The organism is Bradyrhizobium oligotrophicum (assembly GCF_051168495.1).
Lineage (GTDB): Bacteria > Pseudomonadota > Alphaproteobacteria > Rhizobiales > Xanthobacteraceae > Bradyrhizobium > Bradyrhizobium oligotrophicum_A.
Window position 1 is genome coordinate 157,734 of the sequence record NZ_JBNPVB010000007.1, and the last position, 18,604, is coordinate 176,337.

Genomic DNA, 18,604 nt, shown 5'->3' on the forward strand with positions numbered 1-18,604 from the left:
CGGCACGGCCCCGGCTCAACCGACGGTCGCCCGGTCGCGAACCCCATCGCTTACGTGGGCACTCCCCCTGGCTGACTTCGATCAGGCCAAATCGAACAATGACGTATGGCCGGCACCGCCATTCTTCGGTACGATTTTATACAAGATCACGGGGCATCTGAGCACGATGCTTCAATTCCATCTCACCTGTCGGCCTCCAGGACAGGATCACCGTCGTTGCGCGCATGTTGTACAAACCTGACCGGGCCGAAGACATTTCCCATCGCTGGCGGGAGGCCGCTCAGTCCCTGATCTTCGATCCCGCTGCCGACGGTCAGCACAACGGGCATCTGCAGCAACCGGCCATCGACGCCAGCGCCGAGACATCCAAGCCGGCCTCCGCCGTCGAGCAGGCGACGGATGCGTGGGCTGAGCCGGCCGATCTGTCACCCTCGCCGTCGATGGGCGATCAGCCGATCAGCGCCGTCGCACATGCCGATGGCGAGACGACGCTGGTCACGCAGTTCTTCGGCCTGAGCGCGCATGCCGAAACGGTCGCGCAGGCGACCCCGACGGCCTGGACCCCCGTGGTCGGCGCGTCGTGGCAGGTCATCCAGGCGACGTCATTCACTCCGTCCCCGCTATCTGCCGTCCATGTCGCCGAACCGGCCTCGGCCGTTGGACCGAGCATCGGCTCGATCGCGGCCGTGCTCTCGACCGGCCTCGAGATGTGGTACGGCACCAGCGCTTCACTGCGAACCTGGTCGAGCAGCGGAGGTGCACAGGGTGCACCGGCAGAACACTCCGCGCCGACCGGCGCGGTCCATGCCTCGCTGCAGGAGGCGGTGACGGAAGCCATCACGTCGGCGGTCGGTGCACGAGGCGCGACCGGCGCACAGGTCGTGCAGGCGCTCGGAGGCAACTCCACGGGCGTGACGGGGGCCGGCATCAAGATCGGCGTGCTGTCCAGCAGCTTCAACAATCTCGGCGGGGCGGCGGCCGACGAAGCCAGCGGCGCGCTGCCGTCCGCCTCCAAGATCCAGATCCTGAAGGACATGCCATCAGGCGGGACGGACGAAGGCCGTGCGATGATGCAGGTCATCCACGACATCGCGCCCGATGCGAGCCTCGCCTTCTACACGGCGTTCCAGAGTGAGCAGGATTTCGCCAACGGCATCATCGCGCTCGCCAATGCCGGCTGCAAAGTCATCGTCGACGATGTGAGCTATCCGGACGAGCCGTTCTTTCAAAACGGCATCATTGCCCAAGCCATTCAGACCGTTCAGGCCATGGGCGTGACCTATGTCACGTCGGCGGGCAACAATGGCAGCGTTGCCTATCAGACGTCCTGGTCGTCGATGTCGGGCAGCATCGGCGGCCACTACTTTGCCGGCAACGCGCTGAGCTTCGGCGGCAATGTCGCGCAGACGATCACAGTAACCGCAGGAGCCCAGCTGCTCGTGCAGTGGGACCAGGCTTTCGGCCAGGCCACGTCGAACCTCGCGGTCAGCGTCTACAAGGACGGGCAGTATCTCGGATATATCGCCAACACCTACCAGACCCCTTACATCGGGTTGCAGTTCGGCGTCTCCGGCACCTACCAGATCGTGATCGCCAACACGGGATTTGCTCCTCCGTCGACGATCAAGGAGATCCTGGCAGGCAACGGGGCACCGGTCGCCATCGACGGCGCGAATGTTGGCACGGTGTTCGGTCACGCGATGACGCCGGGGGTGATCACCGTCGGAGCCGTCAACAGCGCCAACACGCCAGCCTTTGGCTCGACACCGGTCTCGGAAAGCTTTTCGTCGTCGGGTGCCGGAACCGAGATCCTGTTCGCCAATGACGGCACACGCCTTTCAACGCCGCTTCAACTCAGCCCCGTCGCGGTCTCCGGCGTCGACAACATCGCGACGACGGTGACGGGACTGACCGACTTCTATGGAACGTCGGCAGCCGCCCCGACCGTCGCCGCGATCGCGGCCCTGATCCTGACCGCCAACCCGTCGCTGAGCTCCAGCGCCGTCGAAGAGATCCTGCAGCAGACCGCTGTGCCGATGGGCAACCAGGCGGTGGCGGGCGCGGGCCTCGCCCAGATCAATCCTGCCGTCGGCTCCGCGCCGTATTTCGCCAACACCGTCATCGAGGCGCTCGGATCCGTCAGCCTCGCCCAATACGGCGTCATCTATGATCTCGTCGGTGGAAGCACGACCGTGGCGCTGCGGTACAACGGCGCCAACGTGATCGTTCACCAGCTCAGCAACTGGATGCCGATCGGCGTCGAAGCCAATGGCAGCGGCGGCTACGAGGTCGCCTGGAAATTCCAGGGGCAGGACCTCTACACGGTCTGGACCGTCGACAGCACCGGCAACTACATCGGCAACCCGATCGGCGGCGTCTCCGGCGGCTCGGCTGATTTCGAGACATTCGAGACGTCCTTCCACCAGGATCTGAACGGCGACGGCACGGTGGGCCTGATAGAGACCGTCATCGAGGCGGTGGGGACGACAAGCCTCGTTCAGGTCTCCAATGGCTATTTCCTTGCTCCCGTCGGCGGAGGCAGCGGACCGCAGGTCAAGTTTGGCGGCAGCGCCATCGTGCCGGGACAATTGGGTGGCTGGACTCCGATCGCAGCGGAGGCCGTGGGCGGCGGCTATCAGATCGCCTGGAAGATGACCGGCGCCGACCTCTACACCGTCTGGAACACTGACAGCAGCGGCAACTACACCGGAAATCCCATCGCCGCCGTCAACGGCGGCAACACCGCGCTGGAGCTGCTGGAAACGAATTTCCAGCAGGATCTGAACGGCGACGGCCTGATCGGCGTTCCGAGCACCGTCATCGAAGCTGCGGGATCCACCAGCCTGGTACTGTCCGGGTCGAGCTATTTCCTCAATTCCGTCAGCGGCGGCGCCGGTCCTCAGGTCAAGTTCGGCGGCAGCGTCGTCGTCGCCGGACAGCTCGGCGGCTGGGAGGCCATCGCCGCGGAGGCCACGGCCGACGGCTACCAGGTTGCCTGGAAGATGGCGGGCGCCGACCTCTACGTGGTCTGGAATACCGATAGCAGCGGCAACTATGTCGGCAACGCGACCGGCGCGGTTGCGGGCAACGCAGCATCGCTCGAAGCTCTGGAAGCCACCTTCCACCAGGACCTGAACGGCGACGGCACGATCGGCGCGCCGAGCCTCACTCAGAACGGAACCGGGATCGAGGCCCTGGGGTCGACGAGCCTGTCGCTGTCTGGCACCACCTATCTCATGGCTCCTGTCTTCGGCGGGTCCCAGGTCCAGGTCAAGTTCGGCGGCAGCGTCGTCGTTGCCGGACAGCTCGACGGCTGGGCTGCGATTGGCGCGGAGACCACGGGCAACGGCTACCAAATCGCCTGGAAGATGGCCGGCGCCGACCTCTACGTGGTCTGGAACACCGACAGCAGCGGCAACTATGTCGGCAACGCGACCGGCGCCGTGTCCGGCACCGCCGCGTCGCTCGAGGCCCTGGAGACCAGCTTTCACCAGGACCTGAACGGCGACGGCACGATCGGAATTCCGACCTCCAACAGCTCCGCGCTGGCCAGCGCGCAGGCCGCAACGACCGCGGGCGCGACCGATCTGGTCTTCACGTCGCCGTCCTACAACGGCGAGCTGATCGGGTTCGGCGGCAGCGCTGCTCAGATCGACCTCAGGAGCATCACGTACACCTCTCTGCAGGCGCATTTCGACGAGACCAGCGCGCTGCTGTCGTTGAGCGATGGCACAAACAGCGCGTCGCTGCACTTCGTCGGCCCGCTGTCGCAGGACAACTTCCACTTCGCCGCTGACGGCCAAGGCGGCACGTTGATCTCCGGCACGTTGATTTCCGCCACGGCGGCACCTGCAGCCGGCACGGCGTCTTCATCGACGTCGCTGCAGGGCCACGACACCTTCGTGTTCGCCGAGCATTTCGGTCAGGCGAGCCTTTCGGACTTCACCTTGGGCTCCGACAAGATCGTCTTCAGCCAGAGCGTCTTCGCGGACCAGTCCGCATTGCGGGCGGCGATCCATGACGATGCGGCGGGAAACGCGGTCATTGCCGACGCGGCGCATGACACCATTACGATCCAGCACGTGTCGGCGGCCGAGCTGTTGTCCCATCTGTCGAGCTTCCATCTGGTCTGAGCCGGAACGTTTCGCCGGCGTCAGCGGTCATCGCCGCAGCCGCCAGCCGGCGCCATTCCAGCCGCCGCCCAGGCAGATAACGGCTCGCGCGAGGCCCGCTCTTGGCCTATACGGCGCTTCGACCGTTCGAGATCGTGAGTTCGATGCCCCCGCCCCGCCCCGCTCCGCCGCGACGTCTGCTCTACGTGGCCAACGAGGATTTCGCCTTCCTGATGCATCGCCTGCCGATGGCGCGTGCTGCGCGCGACGCCGGCTACAAGGTGCATGTGGCGACCAACGTCAACGCCGGCGCGGCCGCGATCGCCGCCGAGCGCTTCGTCCTGCACCCGATTCCGTTCCGGCGCGGCGGGCTGTCGCCGTCGTCGGCCCTGCCCACGGTTCGCGCCATCCGGGCCGTCGAAGCCGCGATCAAGCCGGATATCGTCCACCATTCCGGGCTGCAATCGAGCGTGCTCGGCTCCCTGGCCGCGCTCGGTCAGGCCACGCCGGCCGTCAACGCCATGACCGGCCTCGGCTATGTCTTCACCTCGACGAGCTGGCGCTCGCGCCTGCTCAAGCAGGGCCTGCTGTGGCTGCTGCCCCGGCTGATGAACCGGGCGCCGAGCTGCGTGCTGGTGCAGAATCCGGATGACCGCGACGCGCTGCAGCTGATGGGCGTCCGAGCCGACAAGATCACACTGATCCCGGGGTCCGGCGTCGACACCGATCGGTTCCAGCCGCTGCCCGAGCCGGACGGACCGCTCACCTTCGGCTTCGCGGGACGGCTGCTGAGCGACAAGGGCATCCGCGCTCTGGTCACCGCGCACCGGATGCTGCGCCAGCAGGGGAACGACCATCAATTGCTGATCGCCGGCTCCCCTGATCCGGCCAACCCCGCATCGGTTTCGGCCGAGGAGGTCGAGGCCTGGCGCAGCGAGCCGGGCATCACCCTGCTCGGCCAGATCAAGGACATCACCGAGCTCTGGCGCCGCTGCCACATCGCCGTGCTGCCGTCGCATCGCGAAGGACTGCCGGTGAGCCTGCTCGAAGCCGCCGCCTGTGGCCGTCCTCTGATCTCCACCGACGCACCCGGGTGCCGGGAGATCGCAATCCACGGTCAGACCGGCCTATCGGTCCCGGTCGAGGATGCAGCCGCGCTCGCCCAGGCGATGGCGCAACTGGCGGCGTCCCCGGAGCTGCGCGCCCGCTATGGCGCGGCCGCGCGGCAGCTCGTCGAAGACAAGCTCTCGGCCAGGATCATCGGCCGCTCGGTGGTCGCGCTCTATGATCGCCTCACCTCGTCATCGGGCGCGCGATGATGATCGCCCATCCGGCCGCAATCCTCCTTGCCATCGCCCTGCTCGCCGCCGTGATGTGTGCGGTGCTGATCGTGCTGCTGCGCCCGCTGCTGCAGCGCTACGCACTGGCGCGGCCCAATGCCCGCTCATCGCACAAGATCCCGACGCCACAGGGTGCCGGCATTGCCGTGGTCGGCGCAACGCTCGTGGTCGGCGGCGCGTTTGCATCCGTGATGGGCTTCGCGCCGCTGACGATGCTGTTCATCGCCGTTCCAATGCTGGCGCTCATCGGCCTGGTCGACGACATCAGACCGATTCCGGTGCTGCCGCGGTTCATCCTGCAGGGGCTCGCCGTGGGCCTCGTGGTCTTTACCGCGCCGGATGATCTCAGGCTGTTTCCCATTCCGCTGGCAATCGAGCGCACGCTGCTGCTGATCGCGGGCCTCTGGTTCGTCAACCTCGTCAACTTCATGGACGGGCTCGACCTGATGACCGTGGCGGAGGCCGTGCCGATCACGGCGGCGCTCGTCCTGTTCGGCATCTCGGACGCACTACCTTGGCCTGCGACGGCCATCGCCGCCGCGCTGGGCGGCGCCCTGCTCGGCTTCGCGCCGTTCAATCGCCCCGTCGCCAAAGTCTTTCTCGGCGATGTCGGCAGCCTGCCGATCGGACTGCTGCTCGGCTGGGGCCTGCTGCATCTCGCCTGGCAGGGCTCCATCGTCGCGGCGCTGCTGCTGCCGCTGTATTATCTCGTCGATGCCACTTTCACCCTGCTGCGGCGCATGGCGCGGCGCGAGCCGTTCTGGGCCGCGCACCGCACGCATTTCTATCAGCGCGCCACCGACAACGGCTTCACCATCTCGCGCGTGGTCGGCGAGGTGTTCGCCCTGAATATCGTCCTCGCCATCCTGGCCGCCGTCTCGATCGCACTGCGCTCGATGACGGCCGACGCCATTCTTGTCGTGGTCGGTCTTGGCGCAGTCGCCTTCGTGCTCCACCGGTTCTCGCAGCCGCGTTCACGCGGCGCTTGATCCGAACTCCGGCACGGCATCCTTCAGCACCGACTTGATCGTCACCGGATCGTTGCGCGCGATGGCCTGATCGAGCGCGGCGATCCACGCCTTCAGCGTCGGCATCGGCGGCTCGTTCGGCGTCGCCGCCATGATGCCGGCCACACCGATCTCGATCGGCGGCTCTTCGCTCGCGAACAGGATCTCGTTGAGGCGCTCGCCCGGACGAATGCCCGTGAACACGATCTCGACGTCGTAGCCCGGCTGCAGACCGGACAGGCGGATCATGCGCTCGGCCAGTTCGACGATACGAACCGGCTGCCCCATGTTCAGCACGTAGACCGAAACGCCCGGCCGCTCCGGCGCCAGCGCATGCGACGCCGCCGTGATCACGAGATCGCAGGCCTCGCGGATGGTCATGAAGTAGCGCACCATGTCCGGATGCGTCACCGTCACCGGGCCCCCCGCCTCGATCTGCGCCTTGAACTTCGGCACCACCGAGCCGTTCGAGGCCAGCACATTGCCGAACCGCACCGAGATCAGCCGCATCGGCGGCCGGCCCGCCGGCCGCTCGGCGAGCTGCCGATCGAGCGCCTGGCAATACATCTCGGCAAAGCGCTTGGTGAGACCGAGCATGGACACCGGCTCGATCGCCTTGTCGGTCGAGATCATCACCATCGCCTCGGCGCCCGACGCCACCGCGGCATCGGCGACGTTGATCGAACCGAAGATGTTGGTCTTGACGCCCTCGCTCCAGTCGCGCTCAAGGATCGGCACATGCTTCAGCGCCGCGGCGTGAAACACCAGGTCAGGCTCGAACTCGCCGATCAGCGCGAACACCCGTTCGCGATCGCGGATGTCGGCGATGCGGCCCTCGACGGCGACATCAGCCTCGGGGTCGGCCGCGAGCACCTCGGTGATCGCATAGAGCGCAGGCTCGGAGTTCTCGAGAATCAGCAGCCGGGCGGCGCCGAAGGCGACGACGCGCTGGCAGATCTCGGCGCCGATCGAACCGCCGCCGCCGGTGACCACGACCGCCTTGCCCCGCACCAGCGCTTCCAGCCGGCCATAGTCGATCTTCTCGCTCGGCCGCAGCAGGAGGTCCTCGACCGCGACGGGCGCGAGCCGGGGCGCATCGCCGCTCTCCAGCGACGGCAGGCGGCTGACGATCAGCCGCAGCCTGCGCGCCCGCATCAGGAAGGTCTCCGGATGGCAGTCGGGCTCGAACGCGGACGGCATCATCAAAGCGCGCGCAATCGGCTTGTCGCGCCGCGCGAAGTCGGCCGCGACGTCTTCGACGTCGTCGATACCGCCCAGCACCGGAACGCCGCGGATCAACTGGCCGCGATCAGCGATCGACGGTGACAGAATGCCGATCGGCCAGATCCGCTTGACCGCCCCGCTCTCGATGCCCCGCAACACCACCTCGGCATCGGCCGCACGACCGATCAGCAGTGCCGGCGCGGCATCCTCCGATCTGGCGTGACGGCGCACCCGCGTATAGCGGAAATAGCGATACGCGAAGCGCAGCGCGCTCAGCGCGAAGATCTCCAGGAACCAATAAAGGATGATCGTGAGCTTGCCGAAGAAGAAGGTGCCGCGGACGTTCGGCGCGACGATGATGTAGTCGAGCACCAGCAGCGCCAGCGTCAGCACCGTCGCGACGCGCACGATGTTGAGCGCATCGGGCAGCGAGGTGAAGCGCCACTTCGTGGTCAGCAGGTTGGAGAAGTAGAAGACGACGAAGCTGAAGCCGATGAAGTAAGGCAGGATCTGCAGCAGCAGCGGCACCCGCTCCCAGAACGTACTGGCGCCTTCGAAACGGATATAGAACGCAGCGAACAGCGCCACCACGCTGACCAGCAGGTCATGCGCGGCAATCAGCATGTTCCGGGAGTTCAGTTGCGACAGGCGCATCATGTCACGACCCGCCCCTGCGCCGCGTCCGCCTGCGTCTTCGAACGCAGTACCATGCCACCGGCAACGCCGACGCCGATCACATACATCCATCCCTCGTGGAAATCGAAGATATGGGAGTTGAACAGCGAGGTGAAGATGTTCTGCACGACCACGAGAAGCCCGATCCACGGCACGAGGCCATCGCCGCGGAACAGCAGGAGATGCGCGGCCCACATTGCGTAGAGAATGACGATCCCGAGCGCCCCCCACTGGATCGCGACATAGAGCGTCTGGTTGTGCGGGTTGCCGACCACCGTGCCGGCAGCAAGGTCGGTGCGGCCGCTCGCGGCGAGCTCGAACAGATGGCGCGTCGAGCCCGAACCGTGGCCGATGAGCGGCGCTTCGGCGAAGAAGCGCAGCGACTTGCGCCAGAACTCCAACCGCTCGCCGATCGAGGTGACGCCGCGATCGTTCGTGTAGTCCTGATATTGCGTCGTGAACGTCGCGACCTTGCCCTGCAATTGCGGCGAGACGGACCACGCAGCCACACCTAGCATGAGGGCACTCACCGCGATCAGCAGGTTGGCGCGCCATTTCAAGTGGATCAGGCCGAACACCGCGAGCAGGATCGGGATCGTGACGAGCGCAGTGCGCGAGACGACGATGAAGATCATGTTCGCCAGGAAGGCGATCATGATCGCGGTGAGGATGGCCGCCGGCACGAAACGGCGTGCGTTCAGCAACTGCGCGATCGGATAGGCCAGCGCCACCGCGCAGAGCGAGAATTCCTGGCCCTGGTCGATGTAGTTCTTCACGAAGATGCCGCGGTCGGCATTGGCCTTCAGCGCCAATGCCGGATTGAACGCGACCGCCGTCGACATCACCACCATCAGGACGCAGGAGGCAAGAAATGCGGTGAAGACCCACAGGCCGCGCTCGGAACGCTGGAAATGATAGAGCAGCGCCGGCAGCACCAGAAGCTTGGCCGCCGGTCCGACCGCATAGAGCCGCGCGCCCCAGGCCGCGTCCGACCAAAGCGTTCCCACCAGCGCCAGCACGAACAGCGCAATCGGTGCGAGCGAGATCGGCCGCTTCAGGATCTGCAACAGACGCTCGACGTCGAGATACGGCAGCATCGTGATCAGCATGACCACGCCAAGGATCGACACCAGCGAGGTCGACCACGGCAGCGACGCCGCGAGCAGGACCGCAACGACATCGACCGTTGTCCGCCACGCCGCCGGATCGCGCCAGCTTCGCGCCAGCAGCGCCGGGCGGGGATGACCTGCCAGCGTGCTCATCGCGCCTCGCTCCGGGCGCGGTCGACCAGCGCCGTCGTGCTGTGTCCTTGCAGGATGTCGATCAGGAGCACCGCGCCGCCGCCGGCCTCGACGACCTCGTGCCCCACCACCTGCTCGCGCGTGTAGTCGCCGCCCTTGACCAGCACGCTGGGCCGGACCAGCTCGATCAGGCGCAGCGGCGTGTCTTCCTCGAAGATCGCGATGAGGTCGACGGCCTCCAATGCGGCCAGCACCTCGGCGCGCGCGCGCTCGTCCTGCACTGGCCGGCTCTCGCCCTTTAGCCGCTTGACGGAGGCATCGCTGTTCAGCCCGACCACCAGCCGATCGCAGGCGGCGCGCGCCGCGGTCAGCACCTTCACATGGCCGGGATGCAGGATGTCAAAGCAGCCATTGGTGAAGCCGACCCGCAGGCCGTCAGTTCGCCATGCCTCGACGCGGTCCGTGAGCTCGCTGTCGCTCCGGATGATCTTCTCCTCGGCCGCGCGGTAGGCATGCGGCAGGATCTTCCGGCGCAATTCGGCTGACGTCACGCTGGCGGTGCCCTGCTTGCTGACGGCCACCGCCGCTGCTGCGCTTGCCATCCGCAACGCATCCTCCCAGCCAGCACCGGCCGCGAGCGCTGCGGCGAGAACGGCGACCACCGTATCGCCGGCGCCGGAGACATCGCGCACCTTCACCGGATAGGCCGGCACGTGGATCGGATCGCCCTGGCGCGGCACCAGGGTCATGCCGCGCTCGCTCTGCGTCACCAGGATCGCCTCGCAGTCGGCGAGATCAATCGCATCCTGCGCGGCCGCGGCGATCTCCTGCCCGGTCTCGGCGCGGCTGCGGGTGGCTTCCGAAAACTCCTTGCGGTTCGGCGTCAGCACGCTCGCGCCGCGGTAGATCGCCAGATTCGCGCTCTTGGGATCGACGATCACGCGCTTGCCCGCCTTGCGCGCCGCGTCGATCACGTTGCGCAGCACCCGCGCGGTCAGTACCCCCTTGGCGTAGTCCGACAGCAGCACGATGTCCGCCTGCGCGATCAGCGGCAGGATCGCCGCGATCAGCTTCTGCTCGATGTCGCCGGACGCCGGCGCGGCGCGCTCCCAATCGGCACGCAGCATGTGCGTGGAAAAATGCTCGGAGACGAAGCGCACCTTGCGCGTCGTCGGCCGCGACGAATCGCGCACCAGCACGCTCTCGATGCCGCCCACCTTGGCGAGCTCCGCCTCGAGCTGGTCGCCGGCGGCATCCTGCCCGACGAGGCCGACGAAGATGCAGCGCGCGCCGAGCGCCGCGATGTTGCGCGCGACATTGCCGGCACCGCCGACATTGGTCTCGCTGCGCTGAACCGCAATGACAGGCGCTGGCGCTTCGGGGGAAATCCGCGACACCTCGCCATAGACGAATTCGTCGAGCATCAGGTCGCCGACGCACAGCACCGTCTGGCGGGCGATCGCTTGCGAGAGATCGTCAAAATCGAACATCAGCGGCAGTCTCGGTGCGGGTGGAGCGAACAGTCGTCTAGCGGAAGCGGTCGGAGGAATCGAGATAGTCTCGGACATAGCCGGCGACCGCATCCTCGAGCGACGTGAAGCCGCCGTTGTAGCCGGCGGCCACGAGGCGGTCGACCTTGCTCTGGGTGAAATACTGGTAGCTGCCGCGAATCGCTTCGGGCATGTCGACGTACTCGATCCGCGGGGTCGCGCCGAGCGTGGCATACACCGCCAGCATCATGTCCTTGAAGCTGCGCGCCTGGCCGGTGCCGACGTTGAAGAGCCCGGAGACGGAGGGCGAGGCCAGCAGCCACAGCATCACGCGCACGACGTCGTCGACATAGATGAAATCACGGCGCTGGTCGCCGTCGGCAATGCCGTCGCGATGCGACTTGAACAGCTGCAGGGTATGGCCTGCCTTGATGTCGTCGAAGCGGCGCGTCAGCACGCTCATCATCGATCCCTTGTGGTATTCGTTGGGACCGAACACGTTGAAGAATTTCAGCCCGGCATATTGCGGTGGCAGCCGGTCGCCGCGCGCGACACGCGCGGCGATCGCCATGTCGAACAGGTGCTTGCTCCAGCCGTAGAGATTCATCGGCCGCAGCATCTTCAGCGCAGCCAGCGACGAATCATCCACGAAGCCCTGCGCGCCGTCGCCATAGGTCGCGGCCGAGGAGGCATAGATGAACGGCGTGGTGTTCGCCGTGCACCAGTCGAGCAGGCGCAAGGAACTCCGGAAATTGCGTTCGATCACGAGGTCGCCGTCGACGGCGGTGGTGGCGGAGATGGCGCCCATGTGCAGGACGGCATCGAGCCGGCGCCCCTTCAGCCACTCGCCCAGATCGGATGGCGGCACGACATCCGCCAGCTGGCGCTTGGCGAGATTGCGCCATTTGCCCTCGCTGCCGAGGGTGTCGCAGACGACGACGTCGGTGCGGCCGGCATCGTTCAGCGCCGCGACCAGATTCGATCCGATAAAGCCGGCGCCGCCGGTCACCAGCAACATTCAGCAACCCGTCCCTGATCCCGAAAAACCCGGCCTCCGCGTAGCGCATGCGGGACCAAAGTGTAAGCGCTTTGGTGAGCGCCCGCTCTGCCCACTTTACCTGCGGCGGCCGAGCGGGTACCAGCGCGCCGGAGCCAGGCAGACAAAGAATGAATTTGAATTCGCCCAAGATCGAGGTGGACGCGGCGGACACCAGCCCGATCCTGATCATCCCCTATATGTGGATCGGCGATTTCGTGCGCGGCCACACGGTGGTACGGGTGCTCAAGCAGCGCTGGCCGAATCGTCCCGTCGACCTGCTGGTGACCTCGCTGTGCGCGCCGCTGGTCGATTACATGCCCGGCGTCCGTTCCGGCATCGTCTGGGACCTGCCGCGCAGCCGGCTCGCCCTCGCCCGTCAATGGCAGCTCGCCAGCCTGTTGCGCGAACGCCACTATCGGACTGCCCTGGTGATGCCGCGGACCTGGAAGTCGGCGCTCGCGCCCGCCCTCGCCGGTATCCCGGAGCGGGTCGGCTTCGTCGGCGAGGCGCGGTTCGGGCTGGTGAACCGCTGGCGCTGGGGCGAGAAGGCACTGCCCCGCTTGATCGACAAGAATGCCGCGCTGGCGCTGCCGGACCGCGCGCCACGGCCGCCGGAATGGCCAGTCCCGCAGCTGCGGGTGCCGCCGGAGGACGTCGCGCGCTGGCGCGAAGCCCATGGCTTGGGCAGCCGGCCGGCGGTGGCGCTGGCGCCGGGCTCGGTTGGCTCGGGCAAACGCTGGCCGTTCTATGGCGAGGCCGCGCGGCTGCTGATTGCCGCGGGGCTGGACGTCTGGGTGGTCGGCGGCCCCGGCGAAAAGGCGCTGGCGGCCGAAATCGTCGCCACCGGCGGCCCCGCGGTCCGTGACCTGACCGGAACGGAGCTGCGCAACGGCGTCCTGGCCATGGCCGCGGCCGGCGTGGCGATTTCCAATGATTCGGGGCTCATGCATGTTGCCGCCGCACTGGACACACCGACCATCGGCATCTTCGGCCCCACCAGCCCCTACCACTGGGCGCCGCTGAACGGCCTTGCCGCGACCGTCCAGACCAAGACCCAGGTCCCCTGCCAGCCCTGCCACCGGCCGGTGTGCCGGATGAACGACCACCGCTGCATGCGCGACATTCCCGCGACCGAGGTGGCCGCCATCGCGCAGCGCGTGCTGGCGGACGCGGCGAGGCCGGTCGCCCCCTAGCTTGCGAAGCGCCCGCGAGCCCAATACACCGGCCCCATCGCAACCCGAGCCGCCATCGTGACGTCAGCACCGGACGACCTGATCGCCAGCCATCTCGCCCACTCCCGCGCGGCCATGGAGCGCGCGGCCGATGACGCCGCGATGCTCGCCAGCGCCGGGCGGATCGCGGCGACCATCGTCGCGGCGCTCAGCGCCGGCCGCAAGCTGCTGATCGTCGGCAATGGCGGCAGCGCGGCGGATGCGCAGCACATCGCGGCCGAGATCGTCGGCCGCTACAGGCAGGAGCGGCCGGCCTATGCCGCGATCGCACTGACCACCGACACCTCGGCGCTGACCGCGATCGGCAACGATTACGGCTTCGATCATGTGTTCGCGCGCCAGGTCGAGGGCCTCGGCGTCAGCGGCGACGTGCTGCTGGCGATCTCGACCTCCGGACGCTCGCCCAGCATTCTCAATGCGCTGCGCAAGGCGCGCGAGCGTGGACTGATGACCGTCGGCTTCACCGGCACCAAGGGCCTCGCGATGGGCGAATTGTGCGACGAGTTGCTGGTCGCCCCCAGCGACGACACCCCGCTGATCCAGCAGATCCATCTCGCGACCGCGCACGGCATCTGCGAGACGGTCGAGGCAGCGCTGATGCAAGGCGAGCCCTAGATGTCGACCCTTCAGCTCAAGCCGGCGGCGTTTCTCGATCGCGACGGCGTCATCAATCACGATGACAACTACATCGGCTCGCCCGAGCGCATCCGCTGGATGCCCAATGTGGCCCCCGCGATCCGGCGACTCAACGAGTCCGGCTATCACGTCTTCCTGTTCACCAACCAGTCCGGCGTCGCGCGCGGGCTGTTCGGCGAGGAGGACGTCCTGAGCCTGCATGACTGGATGCGCGCCGAGCTTGCGGCGCAGGGGGCCGTGATCGACGACATCCGCTACTGCCCCTACCATACCGAGGGCTCCGTCGACCGCTATCTGCGCGAGCATCCGTGGCGCAAGCCGGCGCCGGGCATGATCCTCGATCTGATGGCGCACTGGCCGGTCCGGCGCGAGGGCAGCTTCGTGATCGGCGACCGCGCATCCGACATGGCCGCTGCCGAAGCCGCCGGCCTGCCCGGCTTCCTGTTTGCGGGCGGCGACCTCGATGCGTTCGTCACTGAGGTCATCGCTCAGACCAGCCGGCGATAGACGGCCGCGATCTTGTCGGCCTCGGCCTCGAGGCTGAATTTCTCCACCACGCGCGCCCGCGCCCGCTCGCCCATCGCCCGCGCCGCATCAGCATCGCGCATCAGCGGCTCCAACGCGGCCGCCAGCGCATCGACCTCGCCCGGCGGCACCAATACGCCCGTGACGCCGTCCTCGACCACGATCTCGGCGGCTCCCGCCCGCGCTGCGACCAGCGCCGCGCCCGCGGCCATCGCCTCGATCAACGTCAAGCCAAAGCCTTCGTTGCGCGAGGTGAAGGCGTAGATGGTCAGGCGCTGGTACCAGCGCTGGACGTCGCCGATGTCGAGCTCGCCGGTGATGACGATGCGCTGCTCCAGGCCTGCGGCGGCGATCTGCTTTCGTAGCTCGCCAGCGAACGGCATCTGCTCCGGCGTCACGGCGCCGACCAGCACCGCGGAGAAATCCGGATAGCGCGGCAGCAGCCGGCACATCGCCGCGACGAACACGTCGCTGCCCTTCTGCGCGCGGACGCGGCCGAAGCAGCCGATCGCGTATTTGCCCGGCAATCCGCTTTCGGCGAAGGCCGCGGCGCGATCGACCGGCGGCGCGTAGATCTCGGTATCGACGCCATGCGTGATGACAGTCGCGTCGCGCTTCAGATAGGACGCCGAGATGTCGCTGGTGGCGATGATCGCATCCATGCGCCGGATCAGCCAGCGCGTGATCCAGCTGTGATGGCGCTGCGCGGCCGAAGTGAACACCAGCTTGAACGGCCAGCCGAGCGCGCGCAGGAGAACGCCCACGATCATCTCGTCGTTGCGGCGCGCGTGCCAGATCAAAGGCCGGCGCCGGCCCCACAATTTCAGGAGATCGCGCGCGCGCATCCGCGCAATCCCCTCCGGGGCGTATGAGCCGAGCCACGCCGCCCGCACCAGCCTCGCCAGCTTCGGCGCCACCATGCGGTTGGTCGCCGTCACGCCCGAATAGCGGCGGTGCAGGTTCGGCACGATGACGTCGAGATCGGCGGCGGAAAACGGCTCGGCTTGCACCAACAACTCCAATTCTACCGGTTCCCTATACGCAACATTAAGCACGGCCGCCAGTTCGCAATCCCCGCAACCGGTCCTTCATTTCGCGGGCGTTAGTGTGCGGCAAAACAAACAGGGATCGCGTCAAACAATGACCGTGCTTGTCACCGGCGGCGCCGGCTATATCGGCAGCCACATGGTGCTGGCGCTGGCGGAAGCCGGCGAAAGCGTCGTGGTGATCGACAACCTCTCGACCGGCTTTTCCGGCTTCGTGCCGAGCGAGGTGCCGCTGTTCATCGGCGATGCCGGCGACGAAAACCTCGTCGACGGCGTCATCAGCCAGCACGGCGTCGACAGCATCATCCATTTCGCGGGCTCGATCGTGGTGCCGGAATCGGTGCGCGACCCGCTGCTGTATTACCGCAACAACACCATGACCACGCGCAGCCTCTTGAATGCGGCGGTCAAGCGCGGCGTCAGCCGCTTCATCTTCTCCTCGACCGCGGCCGTCTACGGCAATCCGGACCAGGTTCCGGTGCCCGAGACCGCGCCGACGCGCCCGACCTCGCCCTATGGCAGTTCGAAGCTGATGACCGAGATCATGCTGCACGACACGGCCGCGGCGCATGACCTGAACTACGCCGTGCTGCGCTACTTCAACGTCGCTGGCGCCGATCCGCACGGCCGCCTCGGCCTCGCCACCGTCGGCGCCACGCATCTGATGAAGATCGCGATGGAGGTCGCCACCGGCCAGCGCGCCAAGATCGACGTCTACGGCACCGATTATCCGACGCCGGACGGCACCTGCGTGCGCGATTTCATCCATGTCAGCGACCTCGCCCAGGTGCACCGCGCCGCGCTGGCCTATCTGCGCGCCGGCGGCCGTTCGGTCACGCTGAATTGCGGTTACGGCCGCGGCTATTCCGTGCTGGAGACGATCGAGGCGGTCCGCCGCGTCTCCGGCCGCGCCATTCCCACCCAATACGCCCCGCGCCGGCCGGGCGACATGATGGCCATGGTCGCCGATACCAGCCGTCTGCGGTCGCTGCTCGACTGGACGCCGGCCTATGACGATCTGGACACAATCGCGGCACATGCGCTGGCCTGGGAGGAGAAACTGTCCCTGGAACGCAACAGCGGCGCGCTGCAGCGGGCCTCGGCCTAGAATCAAGCACTTAGCCGGAGACCGGGGGGCTTGAAAAAGCCGGCCCGAGCGGGCAAGCACTCTTGTCCGCCCGGCGATTTGCCCGCGCGGCCAGGGACCAGAATGGCCGAATTTCCGAAGAAGATCACCGACGATCCCTATGGCGCCGCGATCCTGATCCGCCGCCTCGTGATGGAACAGGGCATCGTCTACTGGCGCCGCTATCTCACGGCCTTCGCGCTGATGGCGGTGGCCGCCGGAGCGAGCGCCGCGGCGACCTACGTGCTCGGCCAGGTCATCAACAAGGCCTATGTCGAGAAGAGCATCCCCGGCATCGTCGTGCTCTCCGGCGTCACCGTGCTGCTGCTGTTCGTCAAGGGCGTGACCACCTACGGCTACGCCGTCATCCTGTCCAAGATCTCCAACGCCATCCTCGCCAACAATCAGCGGCAGCTGTTTGCCAAGCTGATGAACGAGAGCGTCGGCTTCTTCTCCGAGCGCCATTCCTCCGAGTTCTTGGCCCGCCTCACCTCCGGCGCCAAGTCGATCACCGACATCCTCAACATGCTGATCAACGCCGTCGGGCGCGATCTCGTGACCCTGATCGCCATGATCGGCGTGATGGTCATGCAGGATCCCTGGATGTCGCTGCTCGGCCTGCTCGTGGTCCCGCCGGCGATGCTGGTGCTGCGCAAGCTGGTCAAGCGCATCAAGGGCCTCGCCTACAGCCAGTTCACCGGCACCGCCGACATCCTCGAGACGATGCAGGAATCGCTGCAGGGCATTCGCACCGTCAAGGCGTTCACGCTCGAGGACACGATGCGCGCGCGCATCGACGAGAACATCGCCGTCGTCGAGCGCAACGCCAACAAGATGGCGCGGGTGTCGAACCGGTCCAATCCGCTGATGGAGATGCTCGGCGGCTTCGCCGTCGCCGGCTGCCTGATGTATGCCGGCTATTCCGTGGTCGCGCTCGACGCCACCCCGGGCCAGTTCTTCTCGTTCATGATCGCCTTCCTGATGGCGACCGAGCCGGCGAAGCGGCTGGCGCGGCTCAACATCGACCTCAACAGCCAGCTGGTCGGCGCCCGCATGCTGCTCGAAGTGGTCGACAGCCCCGCCAGCGAGCAGCCCGACGACGACAAGCCGGCGCTGACGCTGTCGCAGGCCAGGATCGAGCTGCGCGACGTGTCCTTCGCCTATCGCGACAACGAGCCGGTGCTGAACCGCATGAGCTTCACGGCCGAGCCCGGCAAGGTCACCGCGCTGGTCGGCCCCTCCGGCGGCGGCAAGTCGACGGTGCTGGCGCTGCTGCTGCGGTTCTACGAGGCCACCGAAGGCGACATCCTGATCGACGGCCAGTCGATCGCGCAGGTGTCGCGCCGCTCCCTGCGCGAGCAGACGGCCTATGTCGGCCAGGACGTCTATCTGTTCCGCGACTCGATCCGCGCCAACATCGCCTTCGGCAAGCCCGGCGCCACCGAGGCCGAGATCATCGAGGCGGCGAAGGCGGCTTGCGCCCACGACTTCATCATGGGCTTCCCGCTCGGCTATGACACGCCGGTCGGCGAGCACGGCACCCAGCTCTCCGGCGGCCAGCGCCAGCGCATCGCGGTGGCCCGCGCGCTGATCCGCAATGCCGCGATCATCCTGCTCGACGAGGCCACCGCCGCACTCGATTCCGAATCCGAGCAGCAGGTGCAGGAGGCGATCGAGCATCTTTGCCAGAACCGCACCACGATCGTGATCGCGCACCGCCTGCACACCATCATGAACGCCGACGCCATCCTGGTGGTCGAGGCCGGCGACATCGTCGAGCGCGGCGGGCATGACGATCTGTTGCGCCGTGGCGGCCGCTATGCTTCGTTCTTCCGCCTGCAACAGCGCGACATGGGGCCGAACGTCATCCCCATGACCGCAACTTCGTGACCGCAACATCCTGAAAAGCCC

13 protein-coding genes are annotated in these 18,604 nt (G+C 67.1%); 8 read left to right on the forward strand and 5 right to left on the reverse strand.

What is annotated here, in order from left to right; all coding sequences use genetic code 11:
• Window positions 1-224: 224 nt before the first annotated feature.
• The 3 genes from ACQR1B_RS15845 to ACQR1B_RS15855 all read left to right on the forward strand — a co-directional run bounded on the left by ACQR1B_RS15845 (window position 225) and on the right by ACQR1B_RS15855 (window position 6,441).
• Window positions 225-4,133, forward strand: a complete 3,909-nt coding sequence (locus tag ACQR1B_RS15845; RefSeq protein WP_434832449.1) for a S8 family serine peptidase — start codon at window positions 225-227, stop codon at window positions 4,131-4,133.
• Between the two features lie 143 nt (window positions 4,134-4,276).
• Window positions 4,277-5,431, forward strand: a complete 1,155-nt coding sequence (locus tag ACQR1B_RS15850) for a glycosyltransferase family 4 protein (RefSeq protein WP_434832450.1) — start codon at window positions 4,277-4,279, stop codon at window positions 5,429-5,431.
• A complete protein-coding gene (locus ACQR1B_RS15855) occupies window positions 5,431-6,441 on the forward strand; it encodes a glycosyl transferase (protein WP_434832626.1) in 1,011 nt (336 codons plus the stop codon). Before ACQR1B_RS15850 ends, ACQR1B_RS15855 begins: the two co-directional genes overlap by 1 nt.
• On the opposite strand, the gene ACQR1B_RS15860 is transcribed toward ACQR1B_RS15855, so the two are convergent.
• The 4 genes from ACQR1B_RS15860 to rfaD are packed head-to-tail and all read right to left on the reverse strand — an operon-like array spanning window position 6,427 to window position 12,107.
• The gene (locus tag ACQR1B_RS15860) at window positions 6,427-8,340 is read right to left on the reverse strand and encodes a polysaccharide biosynthesis protein (protein ID WP_434832451.1); all 1,914 of its coding nucleotides are present in this window, start codon (window positions 8,338-8,340) and stop codon (window positions 6,427-6,429) included. The genes ACQR1B_RS15855 and ACQR1B_RS15860 overlap by 15 nt on opposite strands.
• Window positions 8,337-9,620, reverse strand: coding sequence for an O-antigen ligase family protein (locus ACQR1B_RS15865; RefSeq protein ID WP_434832452.1), 1,284 nt, complete (start codon window positions 9,618-9,620; stop codon window positions 8,337-8,339). The genes ACQR1B_RS15860 and ACQR1B_RS15865 overlap by 4 nt, the downstream gene beginning before the upstream one ends.
• Window positions 9,617-11,089, reverse strand: a complete 1,473-nt coding sequence (gene rfaE1, locus ACQR1B_RS15870; protein WP_434832453.1) for a D-glycero-beta-D-manno-heptose-7-phosphate kinase — start codon at window positions 11,087-11,089, stop codon at window positions 9,617-9,619. The genes ACQR1B_RS15865 and rfaE1 overlap by 4 nt, the downstream gene beginning before the upstream one ends.
• Window positions 11,090-11,126: 37 nt before the next feature.
• The gene (rfaD, locus tag ACQR1B_RS15875) at window positions 11,127-12,107 is read right to left on the reverse strand and encodes an ADP-glyceromanno-heptose 6-epimerase (protein ID WP_434832454.1); all 981 of its coding nucleotides are present in this window, start codon (window positions 12,105-12,107) and stop codon (window positions 11,127-11,129) included.
• 149 nt (window positions 12,108-12,256) lie between these two features.
• Between rfaD and waaF the strand changes: the two genes are divergently transcribed.
• From waaF to ACQR1B_RS15890, 3 genes are read left to right on the forward strand one after another with little or no spacing between them, the layout of a single operon-like run.
• Window positions 12,257-13,321, forward strand: coding sequence for a lipopolysaccharide heptosyltransferase II (gene waaF, locus ACQR1B_RS15880; RefSeq protein ID WP_434832455.1), 1,065 nt, complete (start codon window positions 12,257-12,259; stop codon window positions 13,319-13,321).
• A 57-nt stretch (window positions 13,322-13,378) separates the two neighbouring features.
• Complete coding sequence (locus tag ACQR1B_RS15885) at window positions 13,379-13,975, forward strand: D-sedoheptulose 7-phosphate isomerase (protein WP_434832456.1); 597 nt, start codon at window positions 13,379-13,381, stop codon at window positions 13,973-13,975.
• Window positions 13,976-14,503, forward strand: coding sequence for a D-glycero-alpha-D-manno-heptose-1,7-bisphosphate 7-phosphatase (locus tag ACQR1B_RS15890; RefSeq protein ID WP_434832457.1), 528 nt, complete (start codon window positions 13,976-13,978; stop codon window positions 14,501-14,503).
• Here ACQR1B_RS15890 and ACQR1B_RS15895 read toward each other — a convergent pair.
• Entirely contained in the window at window positions 14,485-15,531 is a 1,047-nt protein-coding gene (locus ACQR1B_RS15895) for a glycosyltransferase family 4 protein (RefSeq protein ID WP_434832458.1), read from the reverse strand. The genes ACQR1B_RS15890 and ACQR1B_RS15895 overlap by 19 nt on opposite strands.
• Before the next feature lie 130 nt (window positions 15,532-15,661).
• Between ACQR1B_RS15895 and galE the strand changes: the two genes are divergently transcribed.
• Together galE and ACQR1B_RS15905 are read left to right on the forward strand one after the other, a co-directional pair.
• Window positions 15,662-16,675, forward strand: coding sequence for a UDP-glucose 4-epimerase GalE (gene galE, locus ACQR1B_RS15900; RefSeq protein WP_434832459.1), 1,014 nt, complete (start codon window positions 15,662-15,664; stop codon window positions 16,673-16,675).
• A 102-nt stretch (window positions 16,676-16,777) separates the two neighbouring features.
• Window positions 16,778-18,583, forward strand: a complete 1,806-nt coding sequence (locus ACQR1B_RS15905; RefSeq protein WP_434832460.1) for an ABC transporter ATP-binding protein — start codon at window positions 16,778-16,780, stop codon at window positions 18,581-18,583.
• The last annotated feature ends 21 nt before the right edge of the window (window positions 18,584-18,604 follow it).

Bases quoted from the DNA above. Each gene is read 5' to 3' on its own strand.
- ACQR1B_RS15845 (WP_434832449.1), top strand. From the start codon at position 225: ATGTTGTACAAACCTGACCGGGCCGAAGACATTTCCCATCGCTGGCGG.
- ACQR1B_RS15850 (WP_434832450.1), top strand. From the start codon at position 4,277: ATGCCCCCGCCCCGCCCCGCTCCGCCGCGACGTCTGCTCTACGTGGCC.
- ACQR1B_RS15855 (WP_434832626.1), top strand. From the start codon at position 5,431: ATGATCGCCCATCCGGCCGCAATCCTCCTTGCCATCGCCCTGCTCGCC.
- ACQR1B_RS15860 (WP_434832451.1), bottom strand. From the start codon at position 8,340: ATGATGCGCCTGTCGCAACTGAACTCCCGGAACATGCTGATTGCCGCG.
- ACQR1B_RS15865 (WP_434832452.1), bottom strand. From the start codon at position 9,620: ATGAGCACGCTGGCAGGTCATCCCCGCCCGGCGCTGCTGGCGCGAAGC.
- rfaE1 (WP_434832453.1), bottom strand. From the start codon at position 11,089: ATGTTCGATTTTGACGATCTCTCGCAAGCGATCGCCCGCCAGACGGTG.
- rfaD (WP_434832454.1), bottom strand. From the start codon at position 12,107: ATGTTGCTGGTGACCGGCGGCGCCGGCTTTATCGGATCGAATCTGGTC.
- waaF (WP_434832455.1), top strand. From the start codon at position 12,257: ATGAATTTGAATTCGCCCAAGATCGAGGTGGACGCGGCGGACACCAGC.
- ACQR1B_RS15890 (WP_434832457.1), top strand. From the start codon at position 13,976: ATGTCGACCCTTCAGCTCAAGCCGGCGGCGTTTCTCGATCGCGACGGC.
- galE (WP_434832459.1), top strand. From the start codon at position 15,662: ATGACCGTGCTTGTCACCGGCGGCGCCGGCTATATCGGCAGCCACATG.
- ACQR1B_RS15905 (WP_434832460.1), top strand. From the start codon at position 16,778: ATGGCCGAATTTCCGAAGAAGATCACCGACGATCCCTATGGCGCCGCG.